We start from the raw sequence: 20,899 nt of genomic DNA on the forward strand, positions 1-20,899 counted from the left end.
CGGCATGACCGATCATCTCGCGGTCGACGGACTTGAGCTCAGCTTCGGAACCCATCAAGTCCTGAACAGGGTCACCTTTTCCATCGCCGAAGGCGAGCGGCTCTGCCTGCTCGGTCCTTCCGGCTGCGGCAAGACGACCACGTTGCAGGTGATCGCCGGCTTCATCCAGGCGCAGACAGGATCGGTGACGGTGGCGGGACGGCCGATCGACCATCTGCCGCCGGAGAAGCGCAACATCGGCATCATGTTTCAGAACTATGCGCTGTTCCCGCACATGACGATCTTCGACAACGTCGCCTTCGGATTGCGCATGCGGCGCCTGCCGGCGGCGGACGTCGAGCAGCGGGTCGGCGAAGCGCTGCGCCTGGTTCGCCTGGCGCATGCCGCGCAGAAATCGCCCAGGCAGCTCTCGGGCGGCGAACAACAGCGCATCGCCTTCGCGCGCGCCGTCGCAATCCGGCCGAGCCTGCTGCTGCTCGACGAACCGTTCAGCAATCTCGATGCGCGCCTGCGCATCGAGATGCGCGACGAGCTGCTGCACCTGCTGCGGCCGCTCAAGATCGCGACCCTGATGGTGACGCACGACCAGGAGGAAGCGATGGCGATCGCCGACCGCGTCGCCGTGATGCGCGCCGGCCGCATCGAGCAGATCGGCACGCCGCAGGCGGTCTACAGCCAGCCGGCCAACCTGTTTGTGGCGCATTTTGTCGGCGAGTCGAACGTGCTCGACGGAACGGTCCTGGAGGGCAGCGCGGCAGGTACGCGTCTCGAAGCGCCAGGACTGGGATCATTGAATGCACGCGCCTCCGGCGGACTGCGTCGCAACGACCAGGTCACGGTGCTGGTGCGGCCGGAACGAATCAGCCTGCTGCCGGCCGGCGCGGCAGGCCGCGAGCCCGGCTGGAACTATGTTCCCGCGACCCTGGACGAGGTCGTCTTCCTTGGCCATCGCACCGAGTGTCGTCTGCTCGCCGGCGCGCGCAGGCTCACGGCCTGGCAAGCCGGCGGGACGATCGAGGCCCTTCGGCTGGGTGATCCGGTGATCGCGGCCTGGCGTCACGACGACACGCTTGTCGTTCCCCAGGGCGCCACATGACACGGACCGGCTCGGCACGATGGCTCCGGTCGTGGCTGCTGCTGATCGCCGTCCCGTTGCTCGTCTTCGGGGTGTTCTACTGCGCGCCGATCGCCAACCTGCTGCGGTTGAGCTTCTCCGTCGCCGAAGGCCAGACGGGGGCCAATGCCGATGGGCTGGACATCTATGCCAAGCTGCTGGGCGACGAGTACTTCCTTCTGATCGTGTGGCGCACGGTGAAGCTCAGCCTGCTGACCACGCTCGCCTGCGCGATCCTGTGCTACCCGGTCAGCATGGTGGTTGCCCAATCCAAGGGCTGGGCGCAGACCTGCCTGTTCATCGTCCTGCTGATGCCGTTGATGACCAGCGTCACGGTGACGACCTACGGATGGCTGATCCTGCTGGGGCAGGCGGGCGTGGTGAACAGCGCGCTGATGGGCTTGGGCGTGATCGACCGTCCCCAGCGCTTGCTGCAGAACGAGACGGCGATCGTCGTCGGGCTGGTGCAGGTGATGAGCGTGTTCATGGTGCTGTCGGTCGCCGCGGCGCTGCAGAGCATCGATTCCAACCACGTCCGCGCCGCCCGCAGCCTCGGCGCCTCGCCGTGGTCGGCCTTCTGGCGCATCGTCTTCCCGCAAAGCCTGCCGGGACTGCGGACCGGATGCCTGCTGGTGTTCTCCCTCAGCATGAGCGCCTACGCCACGCCTGGCGTGCTGGGCGGACCGCGGCTGAAGTTCGTCTCGTTCCTGATCTACCAGCAGGCGATGCAGCTGCTGGATTGGCCGCGCGCCGCGGCCATGGCCGTGCTGCTGCTCATCGTCACCACGGGCGTCTGGGGCCTCGCCAGTGCCTACGGCCAGCTCAAGACCTGGCGCCGGCGGCAGGCGGAAGCCGCAGTGCCGGCCTTTGCGCAAGCCGGCCGTCAAGGAGCGATCTGACATGCGTCTCGTCGGCCGGATCTATGCCGCGTTGTTTTCCCTCTTCCTGCTGGCGCCGATCATTGCCATCGCCGGCGGCTCGCTGACCACCACCAACTATGTCGCCTTTCCGCCCCGGGGGCTGACATTGCATTGGTACCTGCAGATCCTGCAGCAACGCGAATCGCTCACGGCTCTCGGCCTCAGCCTCGCAATCGGCGCCGCCGCCGCGACGCTGGCGACGCTGTTGGCGCTTCCGGTCGGGCTCGCTTTCACGCGCTACCGGACCAGATTGAACGGCGTCGTCTACGCCGTGATCATGACGCCAGCTATGCTGCCGTCGGTCTTCCTGGGCCTTGCCTTTCTGGTGCTCTACACGCCGATGGGCATCGGCGCGACGCCGATCGGCCTGCTTGCCGGGCATGTGATGATCGCCACCCCCTTCGCTCTGTCGCTGATCCTGGTGGGCCTGGCCAGCCTGGACGGCACGCTGGAGCACGCCGCTCGCAGCCTTGGCGCCTCGCCGTTCCGGGCATTCCTGCTCATCACCCTGCCGCAGATCTCCTGGAGCCTGGCCGCCGGCTGGGCCTTCGCCTTCATGATCTCGTTCGGCAGCCTCGAGATCTCGCTTTTCCTCTCGACCTCGACGCTGGTCACTCTGCCGGTGCAAATCTTCATGGCGCTCGAATGGTCGCCGCTCGACCCGGCGCTGACGGCGATCTCCTCCGGGCTGGCGATCATCACCCTCGTGGTGCTCGTCGTGACGGCGCGCTTCGTGAACCTCGAGCGCTTCCTCAAACGGGCCTGAGGCCGGTATAGAGATGAACATGGACTGGCGACGGAGAGCTGGGCGTGGATGGTGACAAAGCGGCGGTGCCGGTCGCTCCGGAGGACTACTCCGGCGACGCCGTCTCGTCTCTGGGACCGATCGGTCGCGAGAACCTGGCCGAGCGCGTCTATGGCGAGCTGCGCAAGGGCCTGTTGCAAGGCCGGTTCTGGCCCGGCGAGCGACTGAAGATCCGCGACGTAGCCCGCGCCATGGGTGTGTCGGAGACGCCCGTCCGCGAGGCGATGCTGCAGATCGCGCGCGAAGGCGGTTTCGAGATCGTCGCCAACCGGTCGATCCGCGTCGTCAGGCTTTCCCTTGCCCAGTATCTCGAGTTGCGCCAGATCCGGCTGAAGCTCGAAGGTCTCGCCGGCGAGGTCGCAACGGGCAAGATCACGCCAGAAGAGATCGACCGACTGGAACAGCTCCACCACACCCTTGCGGATGCACGGCGGCGGGAGGATTGGCCATTGGCGATCCGCGCCGGCTGCGAACTCCATTTCCGGCTCTACGACGCCAGCGGCATGCGCGAGCTGGTGAAGCTTCTCGAGCAGATCTGGATGCGCACGGCGCCCCTGTTGAACCTGTTCTACCGCTGTGGTCCCGATCCCAATCCGGGCCGGCATTTCCATCTCGCGCTGATCGATGCGCTGCGCGCTAGGGACGCCGCCGCCGTGCGCCAGGCCCTTGAAGACGATCTGCTGAAGGGCGGTGAAAGGCTCGTGCGGCTCCTTGAGGACATCGAGGCAGGTCGCGCAGTCATGGACCTTCCAAAGCGAGGCAGCGCGGGGTCGATCTGACTGGACACCGCAGCAGCGTCAGACGAGCTCTCAGGTTTTCAAAACGTTTGGCGCGGGCCGTGAGATGGGGCGAGATCGATCAAGGTCCTCGTTTCGGTGGAGGCCAGGTGCGCTCCTGCTCGTGTCTCGTGGCTCCGTATGTCGCGATGATACGCTCGCGCGGAGCTGTCCAGTTCAGGCCGGCTGCTTGCGCGGGACAGACGCATCGCGCTCGAGCGTCGCGAATGACCGGTCGGCGGCTTCGAGGTGATTAGCCATGGCGAGCGCGGCGCCTTCTACGTCGCGGCGTACGATCGCCTCGTAGATCTTGCGATGCTCGGCAGCGGCGCGCGACCGGCGGTTGGGTGCCGCCGCCGCCCGGCCGTGCTCCTCGAGGATCTTCCGCAGATCCTCGACGAGCCTCACCAGGATCGGATTGCCGGCGGCCTCGGCGATCGAGATGTGGAATTCTGCGTCGTACCGGTTGCGCTCCTCGGCATCGTCGCAATCCTCCATGCGCGCCAGCAGTCCGGCAAGCCGGCCGACCTGCTCGTCGTTGCGGCGTTCAGCGGCGAGGCGAGCCGACGGAATCTCCAAATATCCGCGAACCTCGTTGAGATGGCACGGCGAGAACTTGCCCAGCAGGAGCGGGGCGCGTACGCGGCGCGACGCGACGAATGATCCCTTGCCGCTCTGTGAGGTGACGAGGCCGAGGGCCTGCAGGCTGACCAGCGCTTCGCGCACCACCGGCCGGCTCACGCCGAAGGTGCGCGCCAGGTCAGCGCGCTATTTGCCGGGCACAAGCATGCCGCCCCTGGGTATCGAAGAAATAACTTAGGTGCTTGACGTTCTTCTTTCGTTCTCTTAAGTTATAATAATAACCGGAGGTTTCGAACGATGTCAGGCTTGGAACAGCGGAAGAGAGGGCGCGCCGAAGGGTTTGACGGCGTCACGGCCATCACTGCAGTCACCGTACGATCGCCGGGCGCGGCTGCCGCGCCTGTGACGTGGCCTGCCATCGACGGCGATCTCCTGGATGAGGGCCGCGCCGCCGTTCCGACTTTTCCGCTCGCGTTGTTGCCGCAGCCCTGGCCGGCGTGGGTGAGCGTCGCGGCGCGGTCGGCCGATGCGCCGGCCGACTATGTGGCGCAGGCCGTCCTGGCCACGGCAGCCGGGGTGAGCGGAACGCGCGTCCAGATCTGCGTCTCGGAAGGCTGGGTCGAGCCGTTGCAGCTCTGGCTGGCGGTGGTGGGTGCATCCTCGATGGGCAAGTCGCCGGCGCTGACGCAAGTTGGCCGCCTGGTGACGGCTCTCGAACGAGACGGGGTCGGGCCTTACGAGGCGCCGCGGCGCATCGCCCTGGCAGACCCGACGGTCGACGGCGTGCTGGAGGCGCTGAACCGAGGCTGGCACGGGAAGCTGTTGTGGCGCGACGGCGCCGATGGCTGCTTCACGCCGCTCAAGGGCATGGCGAGCGCTCGCCACTTGGAAAATCTCGAGGTGAGCATGCTGGGCTCGATCGAGCCCGATGCCGTGACCTTGCAGATGCAGCGTGGCGGCGATGGCCTGGCTGCGCGCTTCCTCTATGCCTGGCCGCATCCAATGCCGTACTGTCCGCTGGACCAGCGCACGCATCCGGTGAGCGACGATGTGCTGCCGTCGTTGCGCCGGTTGCTGCAGCTCGGCTTGCGCGCCCGCCACTTGTTGTTCCTCGATCCATCAGCCACCGCCGCGTTCGATGCGTTCCTGGCGCGGCTGCATGGCGAGGTACGGCGCGCCGAACGGTTGGAGGCTGCTTGGCTGGGAAAGGGACGCGGCATGGTGGCCTGCCTGGCCGGACTATTCACACTGATGTCGTGGTCGGCCACGGATGAGGCCGAGCCGCCGGGCAACATCTGCCGGGAAGCGGTGGACCGTGCGGTGTTGCTATGGTCGGACTACTACCGACCGCATGCGCTGACGTTTCTCCAGCGTGCCGTGCCGACGGATGTCGAGTGCCGGGCCCGCCGCGTCGTGCACTGGCTGCGCGCTGACGATCGGCCGGCAGTGTCCAAGACGGACGTTCGGCGTACGGCCCTGGCCCAGACCGTGAATGCCAAGGAGACCGATCGCGTGCTGGCCCGTCTGGTCGAGGCAGGTGTGCTGCGGCCAGTGAACAGCGAGGAACCCGCCCGGCGCGGCCGGCCTGCGCTGCGCTGGCGGGTCAATCCGTCGCTCCGGTCGGCATAGCGCACAGAGGCCAGCATAAAATGCAAGAAATGCAGAAATTCGCTAAACCATTGAAAAACGGGCATCGGAACGCTGCCCGCCGTTTCTGCAACAAATAGCAGAAAATGCAAAAATTCCCGTCGGTCGTACTCTCCCGGACCGGCGCGCCTGCCTCCGCCGAAGCGAAGCCGCTTCGGCTTCGCGCAGGCAGGCGGTCCGGGAGACGAAGCCTCAGCCGAGCTGGATCCAGGTCGTCTTCACCTGAGTGAACTTGTCGAAGGCATGGAGCGACTTGTCGCGACCGATGCCCGACTGCTTGTAGCCGCCGAACGGCGTGGTGATGTCGCCGCCGTCGTAAGTGTTGACCCACACCGAGCCGGTGCGCAGGCCCTTGGCGAACTTGAAGGCCTTGTTGATGTCGGCCGTGAAGATCGCCGAGGCCAGCCCGTAAATCGTGTCGTTGGCGACCGTCAGTGCCTGCTCGGCATCCTTCACCGGGATCACCGACAGCACCGGCCCGAAGATCTCCTCCTGGGCGATCTTCATCTTGTTGTCGACCGAGTCGAACACGGTCGGCTCGATGAAGCTGCCGGCATTGTCGATATGGACCTGCTTGCCGCCCATCTTGAGCTTGGCGCCTTCCTTCTGGCCGGCCTCGATGTAGCCCATGACGCGCTTGGTCTGGACCTCGTCGACCATGGCGCCCATCTGCGTCTTGGGATCGAGCGGATCGCCCGGCATCATCTTCTGGCCGATCGCCATGACCTTCTCGAGGAACTGGTCCTTGATCTTGTCCTCGACGATCAGGCGCGAGCCCGCGGTGCAGACTTCGCCCTGGTTGAACCAGATGCCGAAGGCGGTGCGCTGGGCCGCGATATCGAGGTTGGGCGCATCGCCCAGCACGATGTTGGGCGACTTGCCGCCGCACTCGAGCCAGACCTGCTTCATGTTCGATTCGCCGGAGTACTTCAGGAAGTACTTGCCGACCTCGGTCGAGCCGGTGAAGGCCAGCACGTCGACATCCATGTGGCGGCCGAGCGCCTGGCCCGCGGTCTCGCCGAAGCCCGGCAGCACGTTGAATACGCCCTCGGGGATGCCGGCCTCGGCGGCGAGCTCGGCCAGGCGAATGGCGGTGAGGGGAGACTGCTCGGCAGGCTTCAAGATCACCGAGTTGCCGGCGGCGAGCGCCGGCGAGATCTTCCAGCACGCCATCAGCAGCGGGAAGTTCCACGGCACGACAGCGGCGACGACGCCGGCCGGCTCGCGCGTGATCATGGCGACGACGTTGCCCGGAGTCGGCGCGACCTCGTCGTAGATCTTGTCGATCGCCTCGCCGAACCACTGCACGGTGTTGGCCGAGCCCGGGATGTCGACGCGGGTCGAGTAGGCGATGGGCTTGCCCATGTCGAGCGTCTCGAGCAGGCCCAGCTCATCGCGGTTCTTCATCATGAGCTCGGCGAGCTTCAGCATGATGCGCTTGCGGTTGGCCGGCGGCATGTTGGCCCAGGTGCCCTTGTCGAAGGCGGCGCGCGCGGCCTTCACGGCGGCGTCGACGTCGGCCTGCTCGCAGGCCGCGACCTTGGTCAGCACCTGGCCGGTGGCCGGGTTCACGCAGTCGAAGGTCTTGCCGGTAAGGGAAGGCGTGAACTTGCCGCCGATGAAGGCCTGGTTGCGGTAGCTCAAGCCGCCGACGCGGCCCTTCCAGTCGTCGCGCGAAAGCTGGGCGCTCATGTCTCGTTCCCCTCCGATTGTGGAGGGCGGAGCCTAAAGCATGATGCGCTCAGGGGGAAACCCGAACGCATCATGCCCGTTGAGACCCTCCTAGACGCCGGCGATCGCCTTCACCTCGAGGAAGTCCTCCATCCCGTACTTGCCCCACTCGCGACCGTTGCCGGACTGCTTGTACCCGCCGAACGGGGCGGTGCGCTCGTTCGGAACGCCGTTCAGGTTAACGTTGCCGGCGCGGATCTGCTTGCCGACGCGCTTGGCGCTTTCGACCGAGCCGGCGGAGACGTAGCCGGCGAGGCCGTAGGGCGTGTCGTTGGCGATCTTGACCGCTTCGGCCTCGTCCTTGGCGCCGAGGATGGTGATCACCGGCCCGAAGATTTCCTCGCGGGCGATCGTCATATCGTTGGTCACGTCGGCGAACACGGTCGGGCGAACATAGAAGCCCTTGTTGACGCCCTCGGGCAGGCCGGGACCGCCGGCGACGAGCGTCGCGCCCTCGTCGACGCCCTTCTTGATCAGCGCCTGGATCTTGTCCCACTGGGTGCGATTGACCACGGGACCGATCGTGGTGCCCTCGGCCTTCGGGTCGCCCGCCTTCGTCTTGTCGGCGACGGCCTTTGCGATCGCCTTCACTTCATTCATCTTGCTGGACGGCACGATCATGCGTGTCGGCGCATTGCACGACTGGCCCGAGTTGTTGAACACCTGAGCCACGCCGCCGCTGACCGCCTTGGTGAAGTCGGCGTCTTCCAGGATGACGTTCGGCGACTTGCCGCCGAGTTCCTGGCTGACGCGCTTGACGGTATTGGCGGCGCGCTTGGCGACATCGATGCCGGCGCGGGTCGAGCCGGTGAACGAAATCATGTCGATGCCCTCGTGCTCGCTCATGGCGACGCCGACTTCGGGGCCAAGGCCGTTGACGAGGTTGAATACGCCCTTCGGAACGCCGGCTGCGTGCATGACTTCGGCGAAGATCAGGGCCGAGGTCGGCGTGAATTCCGACGGCTTCAGGATCATGGTGCACCCGGCGGCGATCGCGGGCGCGACCTTGCAGGCGATCTGGTTGAGCGGCCAGTTCCACGGGGTGATCATGCCGACCACGCCGATCGGTTCGCGCACGACAACGGCCTTGCCGACCGTTTCCTCGAATTCATAGTCCTTCAGCACCTGCAGGGTCGACATCAGGTGACCGAGGCCGGCGCCGGCCTGAGCCCGCTCGGCCATCGGGATCGGCGCTCCCATTTCGTCGGAGATGGCGGCGGCAATGTCCTTGGAGCGCGCCTTGTAGGCCTCAATGATCTTTTCGAGCAGCGCGATGCGCTCCTCGCGCGTCGTGACCGAGAAGGTCTCGAACGCCTTGCGGGCGGCGGCAACGGCCTTGTCAACGTCCGCCTTCGAGCCGACGGCGACGTCATACATGCGCTCTTCGGTGGCCGGATTGACCACTGGCACCGTCTTCATGACGGCCGGGTCGACCCAGGCGCCGTCGATATAGAATTTCGTGCGATTGACCATTGGCTGTTCCTTCTTGATTTCAGGGCCCTATCGGGCGGCGGCGACGCGACGTCGGGCGGTAGGAATTTAGCGACTGAAGGGCGGTCTGCCTACAGAGGAGGGCGGTCTGGAAGACCAGGCGGCAGCGTTCGCTGTCACCCACGAAAAAGCCGCCCGAAAGGGCGGCTGGTTCGGTCGGATCCCTCGCGTTCCGCTCGGGATGACGTCCCTTGCGGGACGTCACTTCATCTTCGATTCCTTGAAGACGACATGCTTGCGCACGACCGGGTCGTACTTCTTCAGCTCCATCTTCTCGGTCTTGGTGCGCGGGTTCTTGCGCGTCACGTAATAGAAGCCGGTGTCGGCGCTGGACACCATCTTGATCAGGATCGAGGTCGGCTTGGCCATGGTCTTGTCCCTATGCCCGGAAGGGCGAATCTCTGGAAGGCGGGCAAACTAGTCGCTGCCTCGCCAGTGTCAAGTCGCCTGTTAGCGGCCCTATTAGCGAGCCGTGGCCTGCTGGGTCGCCGCATGCACGGCGTGGGCATAAAGGCCGCGGTCGCGCAGCAGCCGGGTGGCGATCTCGACGTCGCGCTCGGGGCTCGCCTCGCCCGGCGGGCAGATCTTGCGCAGGTCGGTCACTTCCTGCTGGGTCGGATTGCGCAGCGCATGCCAGCGCATCAGCGTGCCCTGGCTGGAATCGACAGAGTTGGTGTTCAGCTGTCCGACATCGGCGACCTTGGAGGTGCAGATGTTGGGCAGCACGCCGAGCTCGTTCCAGGTGTAGCCGGACGGCGCATTCAGGCGCGACCAGGTCAGGATCAGCTCACCCTCGTTGGCCAGCCGCACCACCGTCTGCACCGTGCCCTTGCCGTAGCTGGTGCTGCCGACGACGACGGCACGGCCGCGGTCCTGCAGGGCGGCGGCGACGATCTCCGCCGCCGAGGCCGAGCCGCCGTTCATCAGCACGACGATCGGCATGTCGGGCGTCTTGGCGCTGCTGCCGCTCTTGTAGGTGCGCCGGCTGTCGGGATGACGGCCGCTGGTCGAGAAGATGGTGCCGTTGTTGATGAACAGCTCAGACACGGTCTGCGCCTGGTCGAGCAGGCCGCCGCGGTTGGAGCGCATGTCGATGATGACCCCGGCCATGCCGTTGCCGAGCTCGGCTCGGGCCTTGTCGATGGCGGCCTTGAGGTTGTCGGTGGTGGCGCTGTTGAACCCGGTCAGGTGGATCAGCGCCACGTCGCCGCGGCGTTCATAGGTGACCGTGGTGGGGATGATGCGGGCCCGCTTCATGCTCAGCACGTATTCGGCACCCTGCGAGCTGCGCAGCACGGTGATGGCGACCGGCGCGCCGATCGAGCCGCGCAGCTTGGCGACGACGTCGCTCAACGGACGCTCGATCATCGATTCGCCGTCGATCGACAGGATCTGGTCGCCGACCTGGATGCCGGCCTTGGCGGCAGGGGAATCCGCCTGCACGGCGCGGATCATGATCCTCTTGTCGTCGGTCCGCTCGACGGTGATGCCGATGCCGCCGCCGCCGTCGCGCTGGAAGCGGTTGTCGCGCGCCTCGTCGGGATCGGCGTAGCGGCTGTTGCGGTCGAGCTGCTTGGTGGTGGCCGTCATGGCTTCGCGGATCAGCTGCTGGCGGTCGGTGTGCTGCAGCGCCGGCGAGGCGTCGACCGACCCCGCCATCAGCTCGGCCAGCATGCCGCCCCAGGCGCGGCCGTCGGTCGGGTCGGCCGGGGTGGGCCGGCTCAGCACTTCGCGGCCGTCGCGCTTGACGGTGAAGGTGGCGTCGGAGGTTTCCAGCACCATGGCCGGATCGGAGCTGGCGAAGCCGCGGTAGGTCTCGGTCGAGAGCGTCCGGAAATTGGGCTCGAACAGGTGGCGGTCGCCGATGGCGCGGTAGGCCTGCAGGACGACCCGCTCGAGGTTGACGTCGGCGGCTACCGACGGATTGCGACCGGAGGTGGCCTGCGGGGCGTCAGTCGACGTCGCACAGGAGACGACCAGAGATGAAGCAACGAGAGCGGCTGCCGCGCGCGGCAGCGCCTTAACGAGAAAAGGGATCAGCGACACTTCCATACCCAGCAACGGCAAGCATAGCACAGGCCGTCGGCGGGCGGCCACGTTTTCAGGCTGAGGGGTCGTAACTCCCGGTCGTTGAAGGCTTGGGAGCGGCTATCCGATGCGCCCATAGGAGCGCAATGACGGCGCCTTTTATCCGCGGCAGGAGCAAAAGTGCAAGAACTACCGACAGGGGAAGCCACAACGCCGCATGTACCCATAGGGGTGGCTCGCCGCCGTAGCGCTCGAACACGAGCACGAGCGGGACGACAATGTGGCCGACCGCAAAAATCGTGAAGTACGCCGGCGCATCGTCGGCGCGGAATGGCTCCAGGCCAAGCTCGCAGGCCGGGCAGTGGCTGCGCATCTTGAGGAAGCTCGAGAACAGGCTGCCGGCGCCGCAGCGCGGACACCTGCCGCGCCAGCCGCGCCACAGGCAGGTCCAGATATCCGGCGAGCGTTCCTCATTCATCCCGCCAAGATGGGCCCTTGCTTTATCGGCGTCGTCGCGACCGTTTGTCCTTTGGGCCGCCACGCTGCGCGACCGGACGCCGCGGCGTGCGGCGATCGTGGCGACTGCCGCGCGGCGGCGCGTGGCGCTCGACGCGCTCGATGACATCGACGATCTCGAACAAAAGGCCGCCGGTAGCGATGTCGGCCTCGACCAGTTTCAGCCGCAATCTGTCGCCCAGGCCGAATGTCTCGCCGGTTCGCTCGCCGATCAGCATCTGGCGGCCCTCGTCGTGGCGGAAGAACTCCTGGCCCAGCGACCGGATGGGGATCAGCCCGTCGGCGCCACTGGCGTCGAGTGCGGCGAACAGGCCGAAGCGGGTGACGCTGGTGACGCGGCCGGGGAAGGTGGCGCCGACATGTGCCGCCATGAACGCCGCGACATAGCGGTCCATGGCGCCGCGCTCGGCCGCCACGGCGCGGCGCTCGCACATGGAAAGGTGCTCACCGAACTCGGCGAAGCGGCCCTTGTCGGCCTCCGGCAAGCCGCCTTCGCCCAGGCCATAGGCCGCGATCAGGGCGCGGTGCACGATCAGGTCGGGAAAGCGGCGGATCGGCGAGGTGAAATGGGCGTAGCGCGCCAATGCCAGGCCGAAATGACCGAGATTGTCGGGGCTGTACACAGCCTGGCTCTGGCTGCGCAGCATGGTCTCGTTGACCAGGCGGGCGACCGGCTTGTCCGCGACCTGGTGCAGGACGCGATTGAGGTCGCCGGGCCGGATCCGCGGGCCGGCTGGCAGGCCAACGCCCAGAGTGCCAAGGAACTCACGCAGGCCCTCGATCTTGGCGGCGTCGGGGTTGTCGTGGATGCGGTAGAGGCACGGTGTGTGGCGCTGCTCCAGCGCCTGGGCGGCGGCAACGTTGGCCAGGACCATGAACTCCTCGATCAGCTTGTGGCTGTCGAGCCGCTCGCGCACGCCGATCTCGGCAATGCGGCCATCGTCGCCCAAGGTGACCTGGCGCTCGGGCAGGTCGAGGTCGAGCGCGCCGCGCTTTTCGCGCGCCGCCAGCAGAACCTTGTAAGCGCCATAGAGCGGGCGGATGACCTTGCCCATCAGGGGCGCGATCTCGGCGTCCGGCATGCCGTCCTGGGCGCGCTGGACGCGGGTGTAGGTGAGGCGCGCGGCCGAGCGGATCATGGCGCGGTGGAAGCGGTGGCGCTTGAGATGTCCTTCGGCATCGATCCACATTTCTGCTGCCAGCACCGGTCGATCCTCGTGAGGGACCAGCGAGCACCAGTGGTTGGAAAGCGCCTCTGGCAGCATGGGCACCACCCGGTCGGGGAAATAGACCGAGGTGCCGCGGCGGTAGGCGGCGCGGTCGAGCGGCTTGTCCGGCCGCACGTACCAAGCGACGTCGGCGATGGCGACCAGGAGGCGCCAGCCGCCGGGATGGTCCGGATCGGGCTCGGCGAACACCGCGTCGTCGAAGTCGCGGGCGTCCTCGCCGTCGATGGTGACCAGCGGCGTGTCGCGCAGGTCGAGCCGTTGGCCGAGCGGCGCCGCCTTGGCGCGCTCGGCTTCCTCCAGCGCGGCCGCCGGGAACTCGACCGGGATGTCGTTGGCCGCGATCGAGATCAGGCTGACAGTGCGCGGGTCGCTCATGGCGCCGACGCGCTCGCTCACGCGGGCGCGCCGGGCGAGCGCGCCGCCGGAGGGCTCGACCCAGACGATGTCGCCGGGCTCGGCGCCGTTCTTGTCGGCTGGCCGGATGTCGTAGCTCGCCTTCAGCTTGCGGTCGGTCGGCGTCACGATGCCCATGCCGTCGCGGCCCGATGGCTCCTCATAGAGGCCGAGCACCCGGCGCGGGGCGCTGCCCAGCGTACGGATGATGCGGGCCTCGTAGGTATTCTTGCCGCGGCGCTTCAGCGAGGCGAGCACCCGGTCGCCGACCGCGGGGGCGGGGCCGCTGCCCCTTCCGCCGGAAGACTGGGCCTGCGGATTGATTTCGATGCGGGGCGGGGGGCCCTCTTTTTCTTCGTCGTGGCGGCGCGGCACGGCCAGCAGATGGCCGTCGTCGTCGACCCGCACGATCTCCAGTACGGTGATGTCAGTCAGTGTTTTTGGATCCTTGAATGTCTTGGCGCGGTCGGCGGCGATGTCGCCTGAATCGCGCAGGTTGCGCAGCAGCTCCTTGAGCTCGATGCGTTGGTCGCCCTTCAGCCCGAAGGCACGCGCGATCTCGCGCTTGCCCACCGGGGTGGCGCTCTCCTTGATGAATGCCAGCAGTTCGTCGCGGGTCGGGACTTTGCCCTTAGCCATCGGTCCCGGTGCGCGGCGGCGTCTCGGCCCCCTTGCCCTTGGCGGCCTTGGCGGCCTTCTTCTTGGGGGTGGCCTTCTTCTTGGCCTTGGCCGCTGCCTTGGCGGTGTCGCCAGCGTCGTTGGCGGGAACCGGCACGGCTTTCTTGGCCCGCGTCACCTTGGGCTTCTTGCCGCCACCCTTGGCGGCGCGCTCGGCCAGCAGCGCCACCGCCTGGTCGAGAGTCAGCTCGTCCGGCTTGAGGTCGCGCGGCACGGTGGCGTTGATGCCGCCATGCTTCACGTAGGGACCGTAGCGGCCCTCGTAGAGCTCGACCGGCGCCTCGTCGGCGGGATGGTTGCCGACGGTGCGGATCGGCTTGGCGGCGGCGCGGCCGCGACCGGTCGCCTTGGCCTCGGCCAAGAGCGCCATGGCGCGGTTCATGCCGATGTCGAGCACGCTCTCGTCGGCCGGAATGGTCTTGTATTTCGTGGCGTGCCGCACGTACGGGCCGAAGCGGCCGACGCCGGCCAGCACGGGCTGGCCGTCCTCGGGATGGGGCCCCAACTCGCGCGGCAGCGAGAGCAGCGCCAGCGCCTTCTCGAGCGTGACCTCGTCCGGGGTCATGCCCTTCAGCAGCGACTGCCGCTTGGGCTTCTCCTTGCCCTCGGGCTCGCCGAGCTGGACGTAGAGGCCGTATGGGCCGTTGCGCAGTGTCACGACCTTGCCGGTGGCCGGATCGGTGCCCAGCACCTTGGGGCCGTCGAGGTTGGCGCCCGAGGCGGCATCGGCGTCGGGATCGACGATGCCGAGCTTGCGGGTGAAACGGCACTCCGGATAGTTCGAGCAGCCGATGAAGGCGCCGAACTTGCCGAGCTTCAGGCCGAGCCGGCCGTTGGCGCAGGACGGGCAGTCGCGCGGGCTCTTGCCGCCATTGTCGTTGGCCGGGAAGAAGTGCGGGCCCAGCTCCTCGTCGAGCTTGTCGAGCACTTCCTTGACGCGCAGATCCTTGGTCTCGCCGACCGCAGCCGAGAAGGCTTTCCAGAACTCGCGCAGCACCTGGCGCCAATCGATCTTGCCGTCGGAGATCTCGTCCAGCTCGTCCTCGAGATGGGCGGTGAAGTTGTATTCGACGTAGCGCGGAAAGTAAGTCTGCAGGAAGGCCGTGACGATGCGGCCGCGGTCCTCGGGCACGAAGCGCTTGCGGTCGAGTTTCACGTAGTTCCGGCGTTGCAGCACCTCGATGATGCTGGCGTAGGTCGACGGCCGGCCGATGCCCAGCTCCTCGAGCTTCTTGACCAGGCTCGCCTCGGAATAGCGCGGCGGCGGCTCGGTGAAATGCTGCTCGGGGAGGACGTCGCGACGCTCCAGGCCCTCGTCCTGGGTAACGTCGGGCAGGATGGCGTTGCCTTCCTCGTCCTCATTACCGTTCTCGTCCTTGCCCTCGTCGTAGAGGGTGAGGAAGCCGTTGAACTTGATGACCGAGCCGGTGGCGCGCAGCTGCACGTTCTTGTCGGCGCTGGCGATGTCGACCGTGACCTGGTCGAGCACGGCGCTTTCCATCTGGCTGGCGACGGTGCGCTTCCAGATCAGCTCGTAGAGGCCGAGCTGGTCCCGATCGAGGTACTGCGCCACGTCCTGCGGCGTGCGGAAGAGGTCGGTCGGGCGGATGGCCTCGTGCGCCTCCTGGGCGTTCTTGGCCTTCGAGGTGTAGACGCGCGGCTTCTCGGGCAGGTAGCTCTGGCCGTACTTGCTCTCGATCAGGCGACGGGTCTGGCCGACCGCCTCGGGCGCCAGGGTGACGCCGTCGGTACGCATATAAGTAATGAGTCCGACTGTCTCGCCGCCGATATCGACGCCTTCGTACAGCCGCTGCGCGATGCGCATGGCGGTGGCGGCGCCCAGGCCGAGCTTGCGCGAGGCCTCCTGCTGCAGGGTCGAGGTGATGAAGGGCGGCGGCGGGTTGCGGCGGACCTGGCGGCGGTCGATCGACAACACCGAGAAAGCGCGGCGTTCGATCTCGCGCTTGGCCTGCTCGGCCCGCTCCTGGGTGTCGAGGTCGAACTTGTCGAGCTTGCGGCCGTCCAAGTGGGTGAGGCGGGCCTTCAGCGTCTGCTTCTTGGCCGTGCCGAACAGGACGTCGACCGTCCAGTATTCGCGGCTCTTGAAGACTTCTATTTCGGCTTCGCGCTCGCAGATCAGGCGCAGCGCTACCGACTGCACGCGGCCGGCCGAGCGGCTGCCCGGCAATTTGCGCCACAGGACGGGGGAGAGGGTGAAGCCCACCAGGTAGTCGAGCGCCCGGCGCGCCATGTAGGCGTCGATGAGGTCCTGGTCGAGCTCGCGCGGATGGGCGACGGCGTCCAGGACGGACTGCTTGGTGATGGCGTTGAAGGTGACGCGTTTGACGTCGACGCCTTCCAGCGCCTTCTTGCGCTTCAGGATATCACGGACATGCCAGGAGATGGCCTCGCCCTCGCGGTCGGGGTCGGTGGCAAGGTAGAGCTTGCCGCCCTTGGTGATGGCGTTGGCGATGGCGTCCAGCCGCTTCTGCGACTGGGGATCGACCTCCCAGGACATGGCGAAATCTTCATCCGGGCGCACCGAACCGTCCTTGGGCGGCAGGTCGCGGACATGACCATAGGAGGCCAGCACGGTGTAGCCGGGGCCGAGATACTTCCCAATGGTCTTTGCCTTGGCCGGGGACTCGACGACCAGTACGTCCATCGTCGGGTATGCTCCAGTAAAACTTTAAAACCCGGAGCTAAATCACTGATATTATATCAGGGATACGCGGTTACCCCGGTGCCTTTCCAGGCGGCCTTCCAGCTCGAGAGCCAGCAGGACCTCCGCCACAGCGGCGGCGGACACTTGGCATCGACGTACCAGTTCGTCAACCAGGGTGGGTACCGACCCCAGGGCAGACACCACCTTTTGGGCCTCCGGGTGGGCCGATTTTTCCCTTGGTTTGACAGGGACTTGGGGCCCGGACCGTGGCGGCTGGAGCACACTCAGAATATCCTTGATGTCGCGGGTCAAAATAGCCCCATCACGGATAAGGCTATTGGATCCGGCATACCGAGGGTCGGCCGGCGAGCCCGGGACGACGAAGACGTCGCGACCCTGTTCCGCGGCCCGGTGGGCGGTGATCAGGGAGCCCGAACGGGCGGCCGCCTCGATGACCACGACACCCTTCGACATGCCGCTGACGATGCGGTTGCGGCGGGGAAAGGCGCGGGCCACGGGCGGCGCACCCCAGGGGGATTCGCTCAGCAGCAGGCCATCGCCGGCGATGGCGGCATGCAGGCCGGCGTTCTGGGGTGGGTAGACCTGGTCAATGCCGCCGGCCAGCACGGCGACGGTGCCGGTGGCCAGCGCAGCCTGATGGGCGGCGGCATCGATGCCGCGCGCCAGGCCGGAGGCGACGACGAAGCCCGCTGCGCCCAGCGACCCTGCCAGTTCCCCGGCAAGACGGCACGCCGCCAGGGACGCCTCACGCGCGCCCACGACGGCGAGGGTCGGCCGGCCGAGCAGGCCGAGATCGCCGATGGCCGACAGCACCGCCGGCGCATCCGGCAGGGTGGCGAGCGCCGGCGGATAGGCCGGATCGCCGAACACCAGGAAGCGGCCGCCGGCCTTGGCCAGGGCATCTTCCTCGCGGGCGATGGCGGCATCGCCGATCGTGGCCAACCGCGCACAGGCGGCGTGCGCCGAGCCGAAGTGAGCCAGCGCTTCGTGGAAGGTCACCGGCCCGATCCGGGCGCTGCGTGCCAGCCGCAGCCGGGCGCGTCGTTCGCCGGGGTCGAGCTCGGCGGTGAGGGGGCCGTCGAACATGACGCGACACTACGCGCGAGTCGTCACCATGTAAATCAACCGTCAGTAGAATCAGCGCAGCTTGGGATTGAGCGCGTCGCGCAGCCAGTCGCCCAGGATGTTCACGGAGAGCGACAGGATGACCAGCGCAAAGACCGGGAAGATCACGATCCACCATTCGCCGGAGAACAGGAAGGCATTGCCGATGCGAATGAGCGTGCCGAGCGACGGCTGGGTGGCCGGCATGCCGACGCCGAGATAGGAGAGCGAGGCCTCGGCGATGACGGCGAGCGCCAGCTCGATGGTGGCGATCACCAGCACCGGTCCCCAGGCGTTGGGCAGCACATGGGCGAGCGCAATGCGTGCGCCCGGCACGCCGATGATGCGCGCGGCGTTGACGTAGTCCTTGTGCTTTTCAGCGAGCGTGGTGGCGCGGGTGACGCGCGCAAATTGCGGCCAGTAGGCGACGCCGATCGAGATCACCAGCACCCAGATGGCGATCTCATCATGCACGTGCTTCGGCAGGGCGGCGCGCGCCACGCCGTCGAGCGTGAGGGCGATCAGGATGGCAGGCACGGTGAGCTGGATGTCGGCCAGCCGCATGATGATCGCCTCGACCCAGCCGCCGCGGAAACCGGCGAGCAGGCCCAGCAGCACGCCCGTGGTCACCGACAGCACGATGGCCGCGAGCCCGATCATGAGCGACACGCGCGTGCCGTAGAGGATGGCCGACAGCACGTCGCGGCCCTGATTGTCGGTGCCCAGCAGATGGGCGGCGCTGCCGCCCGAGTTCCAGGCCGGCGGCGTGAAAGCGTCCATGAGGTTGAGCGACTTCACGTCGAACGGATTGTAGGGCGCGACCCAGGGCGCGAAGATCGCGCCCATGAAGAAGAGCACCGTGACGACGGCGGCGACGACCGTCGTGGGCGAGCGGCGGAAGCTCCACCAGATGTCGGAGTCGCGGAAGCGGGCGAGGGCCGTCGTGTCAGCCATTCAGGTCACCTTGCGGCCAGCAGCGCGGCGTCCGGCGAGGGCGCCGGCCGCGCTCAGCACCGCCAGCACGGCGGCCAGCGGGCCGAAGCCTTCGAAGCCTACCCAACCAATCATGGCCGCGCCAAGGGCCGCGGCGCCGATCCAGCCGATGCTGGCCGAGGAGCTGTTCAGCCCGAGCACCGTGCCGCGCACGTCGTCGGGCACGTTGGCGAGGGCGGCCATGTAGGCCGGCCGGCCGAGCGCATTCAGCAGGACATAGAGGAAGCCGAGCGCCACCGAGATCTCGGCGCTGGGGTGCCACATGAAGAGGACGAGGGCGGCAACCGCCGACAGGGCCATGGCGACGGCGAAGGTCAGCAGGCGATCGCGGAAGCGGTCGGCGATCTGGCCGCCGAGCACGGTGCCGGCGACGCTGCCGATGGCGAAGATCGCCAGCGGTATGGCGAGCTCGGCCAGCGTCAGGCCGTAGGTCGCCTGAAGGAAGGCGGCGAAGTAGGTGACGGCGAGGCCATAGCAGATGCGCTCGAAGATGCCGGTGGTCAGCAGCCCGATCACGCGCTTCGACAGGGCGTCCCTGATCGATGGGCGCACGACCCCGCGCATGTGGCCGGCCGAGCCGCGACCCACGGTGATCAACATGCTGACGCTGGCGGCCAGTGCGAGGGCGCCGACGCAGATCAGCCAGCCGCGCCAGCCGATCAGCGAGCCCACCGCGGCGGCCATCGGTACCCCGACGAGCAGCGTCAGCGACTGGCCGCTCATCACCCAGCCCAGCGCCCGGCCGCGCTGGGCGTCGGGCACGCGACCGGAGAGCTCGGCATAGGCCGCGGCGGTGAAGGCGCCGCAGAAGCCGCCGCCGATCGTGGCCCAGACGGCGACCCAGAAGAACGAGCCCGCCAGCGCCTGGCCGACCAGCGCCAGGGCCAGCCCGAACAGCGAACCCACCAGCATCAGCCGGCGGCCCATGACATCGGCCAGCCAGCCGGCGGCCGCGGACGAGACGCCCCACGCCGTCGCCGTCAGCGATATGAGGTTGGCGACCAGCGGCATGCTGACCGAGAGGTCGCGCGCCATGTCGATCAGGAAGGGCGCGCGGGTGGTGCCGCTCGAGGTGCAGGCGAACATGCCGAGAGAGGCAGCGCCGATCAGGGCCCAGGGCAGGGCCGCCTCAACGTTCTGTTTCATACGTCAGCCGCCTGCCGTGCCGACTTGCGCGCGATCGAGCCTGAGGCGCGGATCGATCGCGGCATAAAGAAGATCGACGAAGAAGTTTATGGTGACGAAGATAAGCGAGACCATGACGAGATACGCCGCCATCACAGGGATGTCGGCGAACTGCACCGACTGGATGAAGAGCTGGCCCATGCCCGGCCACTGGAACACCGTCTCGGTGATGATCGAAAAGGCGATCAGGCCGCCGACCTGGATGCCGATCACGGTGATGACGGGCAACAGCGTGTTCTTGAGCGCGTGCCGGAAGTGCACGGCGCGATTGGTGAGGCCGCGGGCGCGCGCGAACTTGATGTAGTCGGTGCGCAGCACCTCCAGCATCTGCGAGCGCACCAGGCGCAGCACCAGGGTCATCTGGAACAGGCTGAGGGTGACGGCCGGCAGCACGATCGCCTTGAGACCACTCGCCGTCAGCAGGCCGGTGGTCCAGCCGCCGATCTTCTCGGTCTCGCCGCGACCGAAGGAGGGGAAGCACCAGTCGCCCGGCAGGCCGACCGCCGGCGCCCAGGTCTTGCACTCCACGGAGAAGACGTAGATCAGCAGGATGCCGATCACGAAGGTCGGCATGGCGACGCCCGCCAGCGAGAAGGTCATGACCGCCTGGCTGTCGATGGTGTTGCGCCTGAGTGCGGTCAGCACGCCCAGCGGAATGCCCATGGCGAGCGCCAGCAGGGCGGCCGCCGCCACCAGCTCGAGCGTCGCGGGCATGCGCTCGACGATCAGGTCGGAGACCGGCCGCGCCAGGCGATAGCTCTTGCCGAAATTGCCGTGAGCCGCGTTGACCAGGAAGCGCAGAAACTGCATGCCGACCGAGTCCTCAAGTCCGAGCTCGGTGCGCATCTCCTCGCGGTCGGCCGCCGTCGCCTCCTGGCCGACCATGTTGCTCACCGGGTCGCCCACGAAGTTGAACAGCACGAAGCACAGGAACGACACCGCCAGCATGACGGCGACGGATTGCAGGAGGCGGGAAACGATAAAAGCCAGCATCGGTGCTGGCTTTTACCTCGGTTCAGGC

17 protein-coding genes are annotated in these 20,899 nt (G+C 67.3%); 5 read left to right on the forward strand and 12 right to left on the reverse strand.

Annotated elements, in window-relative coordinates; genetic code table 11:
- Nucleotides 1-4: 4 nt before the first annotated feature.
- The 4 genes from RSO01_RS06245 to RSO01_RS06260 are packed head-to-tail and all read left to right on the forward strand — an operon-like array spanning nt 5 to nt 3,618.
- Nucleotides 5-1,096 (forward strand): ABC transporter ATP-binding protein, encoded by a 1,092-nt coding sequence (locus tag RSO01_RS06245; protein ID WP_147147285.1) that lies wholly within the window; start codon nt 5-7, stop codon nt 1,094-1,096.
- Nucleotides 1,093-2,013 carry an ABC transporter permease gene (locus RSO01_RS06250; protein ID WP_147147287.1) on the forward strand — a complete coding sequence of 307 codons (921 nt, stop codon included), beginning with the start codon at nt 1,093-1,095 and terminating at the stop codon, nt 2,011-2,013. The genes RSO01_RS06245 and RSO01_RS06250 overlap by 4 nt, the downstream gene beginning before the upstream one ends.
- A gap of 1 nt (nt 2,014) precedes the next feature.
- Complete coding sequence (locus RSO01_RS06255) at nt 2,015-2,800, forward strand: ABC transporter permease (protein ID WP_147147289.1); 786 nt, start codon at nt 2,015-2,017, stop codon at nt 2,798-2,800.
- Between the two features lie 44 nt (nt 2,801-2,844).
- Nucleotides 2,845-3,618 carry a GntR family transcriptional regulator gene (locus RSO01_RS06260; RefSeq protein WP_246158137.1) on the forward strand — a complete coding sequence of 258 codons (774 nt, stop codon included), beginning with the start codon at nt 2,845-2,847 and terminating at the stop codon, nt 3,616-3,618.
- Between the two features lie 174 nt (nt 3,619-3,792).
- Here the strand turns inward: RSO01_RS06260 and RSO01_RS06265 are convergent, their stop codons facing one another.
- Complete coding sequence (locus tag RSO01_RS06265) at nt 3,793-4,374, reverse strand: FadR/GntR family transcriptional regulator (protein WP_147147291.1); 582 nt, start codon at nt 4,372-4,374, stop codon at nt 3,793-3,795.
- Between the two features lie 120 nt (nt 4,375-4,494).
- Here RSO01_RS06265 and RSO01_RS06270 point away from each other — a divergent pair, with 120 nt between their 5' ends.
- Nucleotides 4,495-5,826 (forward strand): DUF3987 domain-containing protein, encoded by a 1,332-nt coding sequence (locus RSO01_RS06270; protein ID WP_147147293.1) that lies wholly within the window; start codon nt 4,495-4,497, stop codon nt 5,824-5,826.
- Nucleotides 5,827-6,036: 210 nt separating this feature from the next.
- Here the strand turns inward: RSO01_RS06270 and RSO01_RS06275 are convergent, their stop codons facing one another.
- The 11 genes from RSO01_RS06275 to RSO01_RS06325 form a co-directional block, all read right to left on the reverse strand.
- On the reverse strand, nt 6,037-7,536 hold the full coding sequence (locus RSO01_RS06275) for an aldehyde dehydrogenase (protein ID WP_147147295.1): 1,500 nt from the start codon (nt 7,534-7,536) through the stop codon (nt 6,037-6,039).
- Between the two features lie 90 nt (nt 7,537-7,626).
- On the reverse strand, nt 7,627-9,048 hold the full coding sequence (locus RSO01_RS06280) for an aldehyde dehydrogenase family protein (protein WP_147147297.1): 1,422 nt from the start codon (nt 9,046-9,048) through the stop codon (nt 7,627-7,629).
- Nucleotides 9,049-9,267: 219 nt separating this feature from the next.
- Nucleotides 9,268-9,435: a 50S ribosomal protein L33 gene (gene rpmG, locus RSO01_RS06285; protein ID WP_092830567.1), complete on the reverse strand. Its 168-nt coding sequence runs from the start codon at nt 9,433-9,435 to the stop codon at nt 9,268-9,270.
- A gap of 93 nt (nt 9,436-9,528) precedes the next feature.
- Nucleotides 9,529-11,133, reverse strand: a complete 1,605-nt coding sequence (locus tag RSO01_RS06290) for a S41 family peptidase (protein ID WP_147147299.1) — start codon at nt 11,131-11,133, stop codon at nt 9,529-9,531.
- Between the two features lie 34 nt (nt 11,134-11,167).
- Nucleotides 11,168-11,572, reverse strand: coding sequence for a DUF983 domain-containing protein (locus tag RSO01_RS06295; RefSeq protein WP_147147301.1), 405 nt, complete (start codon nt 11,570-11,572; stop codon nt 11,168-11,170).
- 22 nt (nt 11,573-11,594) lie between these two features.
- On the reverse strand, nt 11,595-13,871 hold the full coding sequence (gene rnr, locus RSO01_RS06300) for a ribonuclease R (protein ID WP_147147303.1): 2,277 nt from the start codon (nt 13,869-13,871) through the stop codon (nt 11,595-11,597).
- On the reverse strand, nt 13,864-16,575 hold the full coding sequence (gene topA / locus RSO01_RS06305; RefSeq protein ID WP_147147305.1) for a type I DNA topoisomerase: 2,712 nt from the start codon (nt 16,573-16,575) through the stop codon (nt 13,864-13,866). The genes rnr and topA overlap by 8 nt, the downstream gene beginning before the upstream one ends.
- Before the next feature lie 51 nt (nt 16,576-16,626).
- A complete protein-coding gene (dprA, locus tag RSO01_RS06310) occupies nt 16,627-17,682 on the reverse strand; it encodes a DNA-processing protein DprA (RefSeq protein WP_147147307.1) in 1,056 nt (351 codons plus the stop codon).
- A gap of 51 nt (nt 17,683-17,733) precedes the next feature.
- Nucleotides 17,734-18,654: an ABC transporter permease gene (locus RSO01_RS06315; RefSeq protein ID WP_147147309.1), complete on the reverse strand. Its 921-nt coding sequence runs from the start codon at nt 18,652-18,654 to the stop codon at nt 17,734-17,736.
- The gene (locus RSO01_RS06320) at nt 18,655-19,839 is read right to left on the reverse strand and encodes an MFS transporter (protein WP_147147311.1); all 1,185 of its coding nucleotides are present in this window, start codon (nt 19,837-19,839) and stop codon (nt 18,655-18,657) included.
- A gap of 3 nt (nt 19,840-19,842) precedes the next feature.
- Nucleotides 19,843-20,871 (reverse strand): ABC transporter permease, encoded by a 1,029-nt coding sequence (locus tag RSO01_RS06325; protein ID WP_147147313.1) that lies wholly within the window; start codon nt 20,869-20,871, stop codon nt 19,843-19,845.
- Between the last annotated feature and the right edge of the window lie 28 nt (nt 20,872-20,899).

The organism is Reyranella soli, from assembly GCF_007992495.1.
In the GTDB taxonomy this organism is placed as follows: Bacteria; Pseudomonadota; Alphaproteobacteria; order Reyranellales; family Reyranellaceae; genus Reyranella; species Reyranella soli.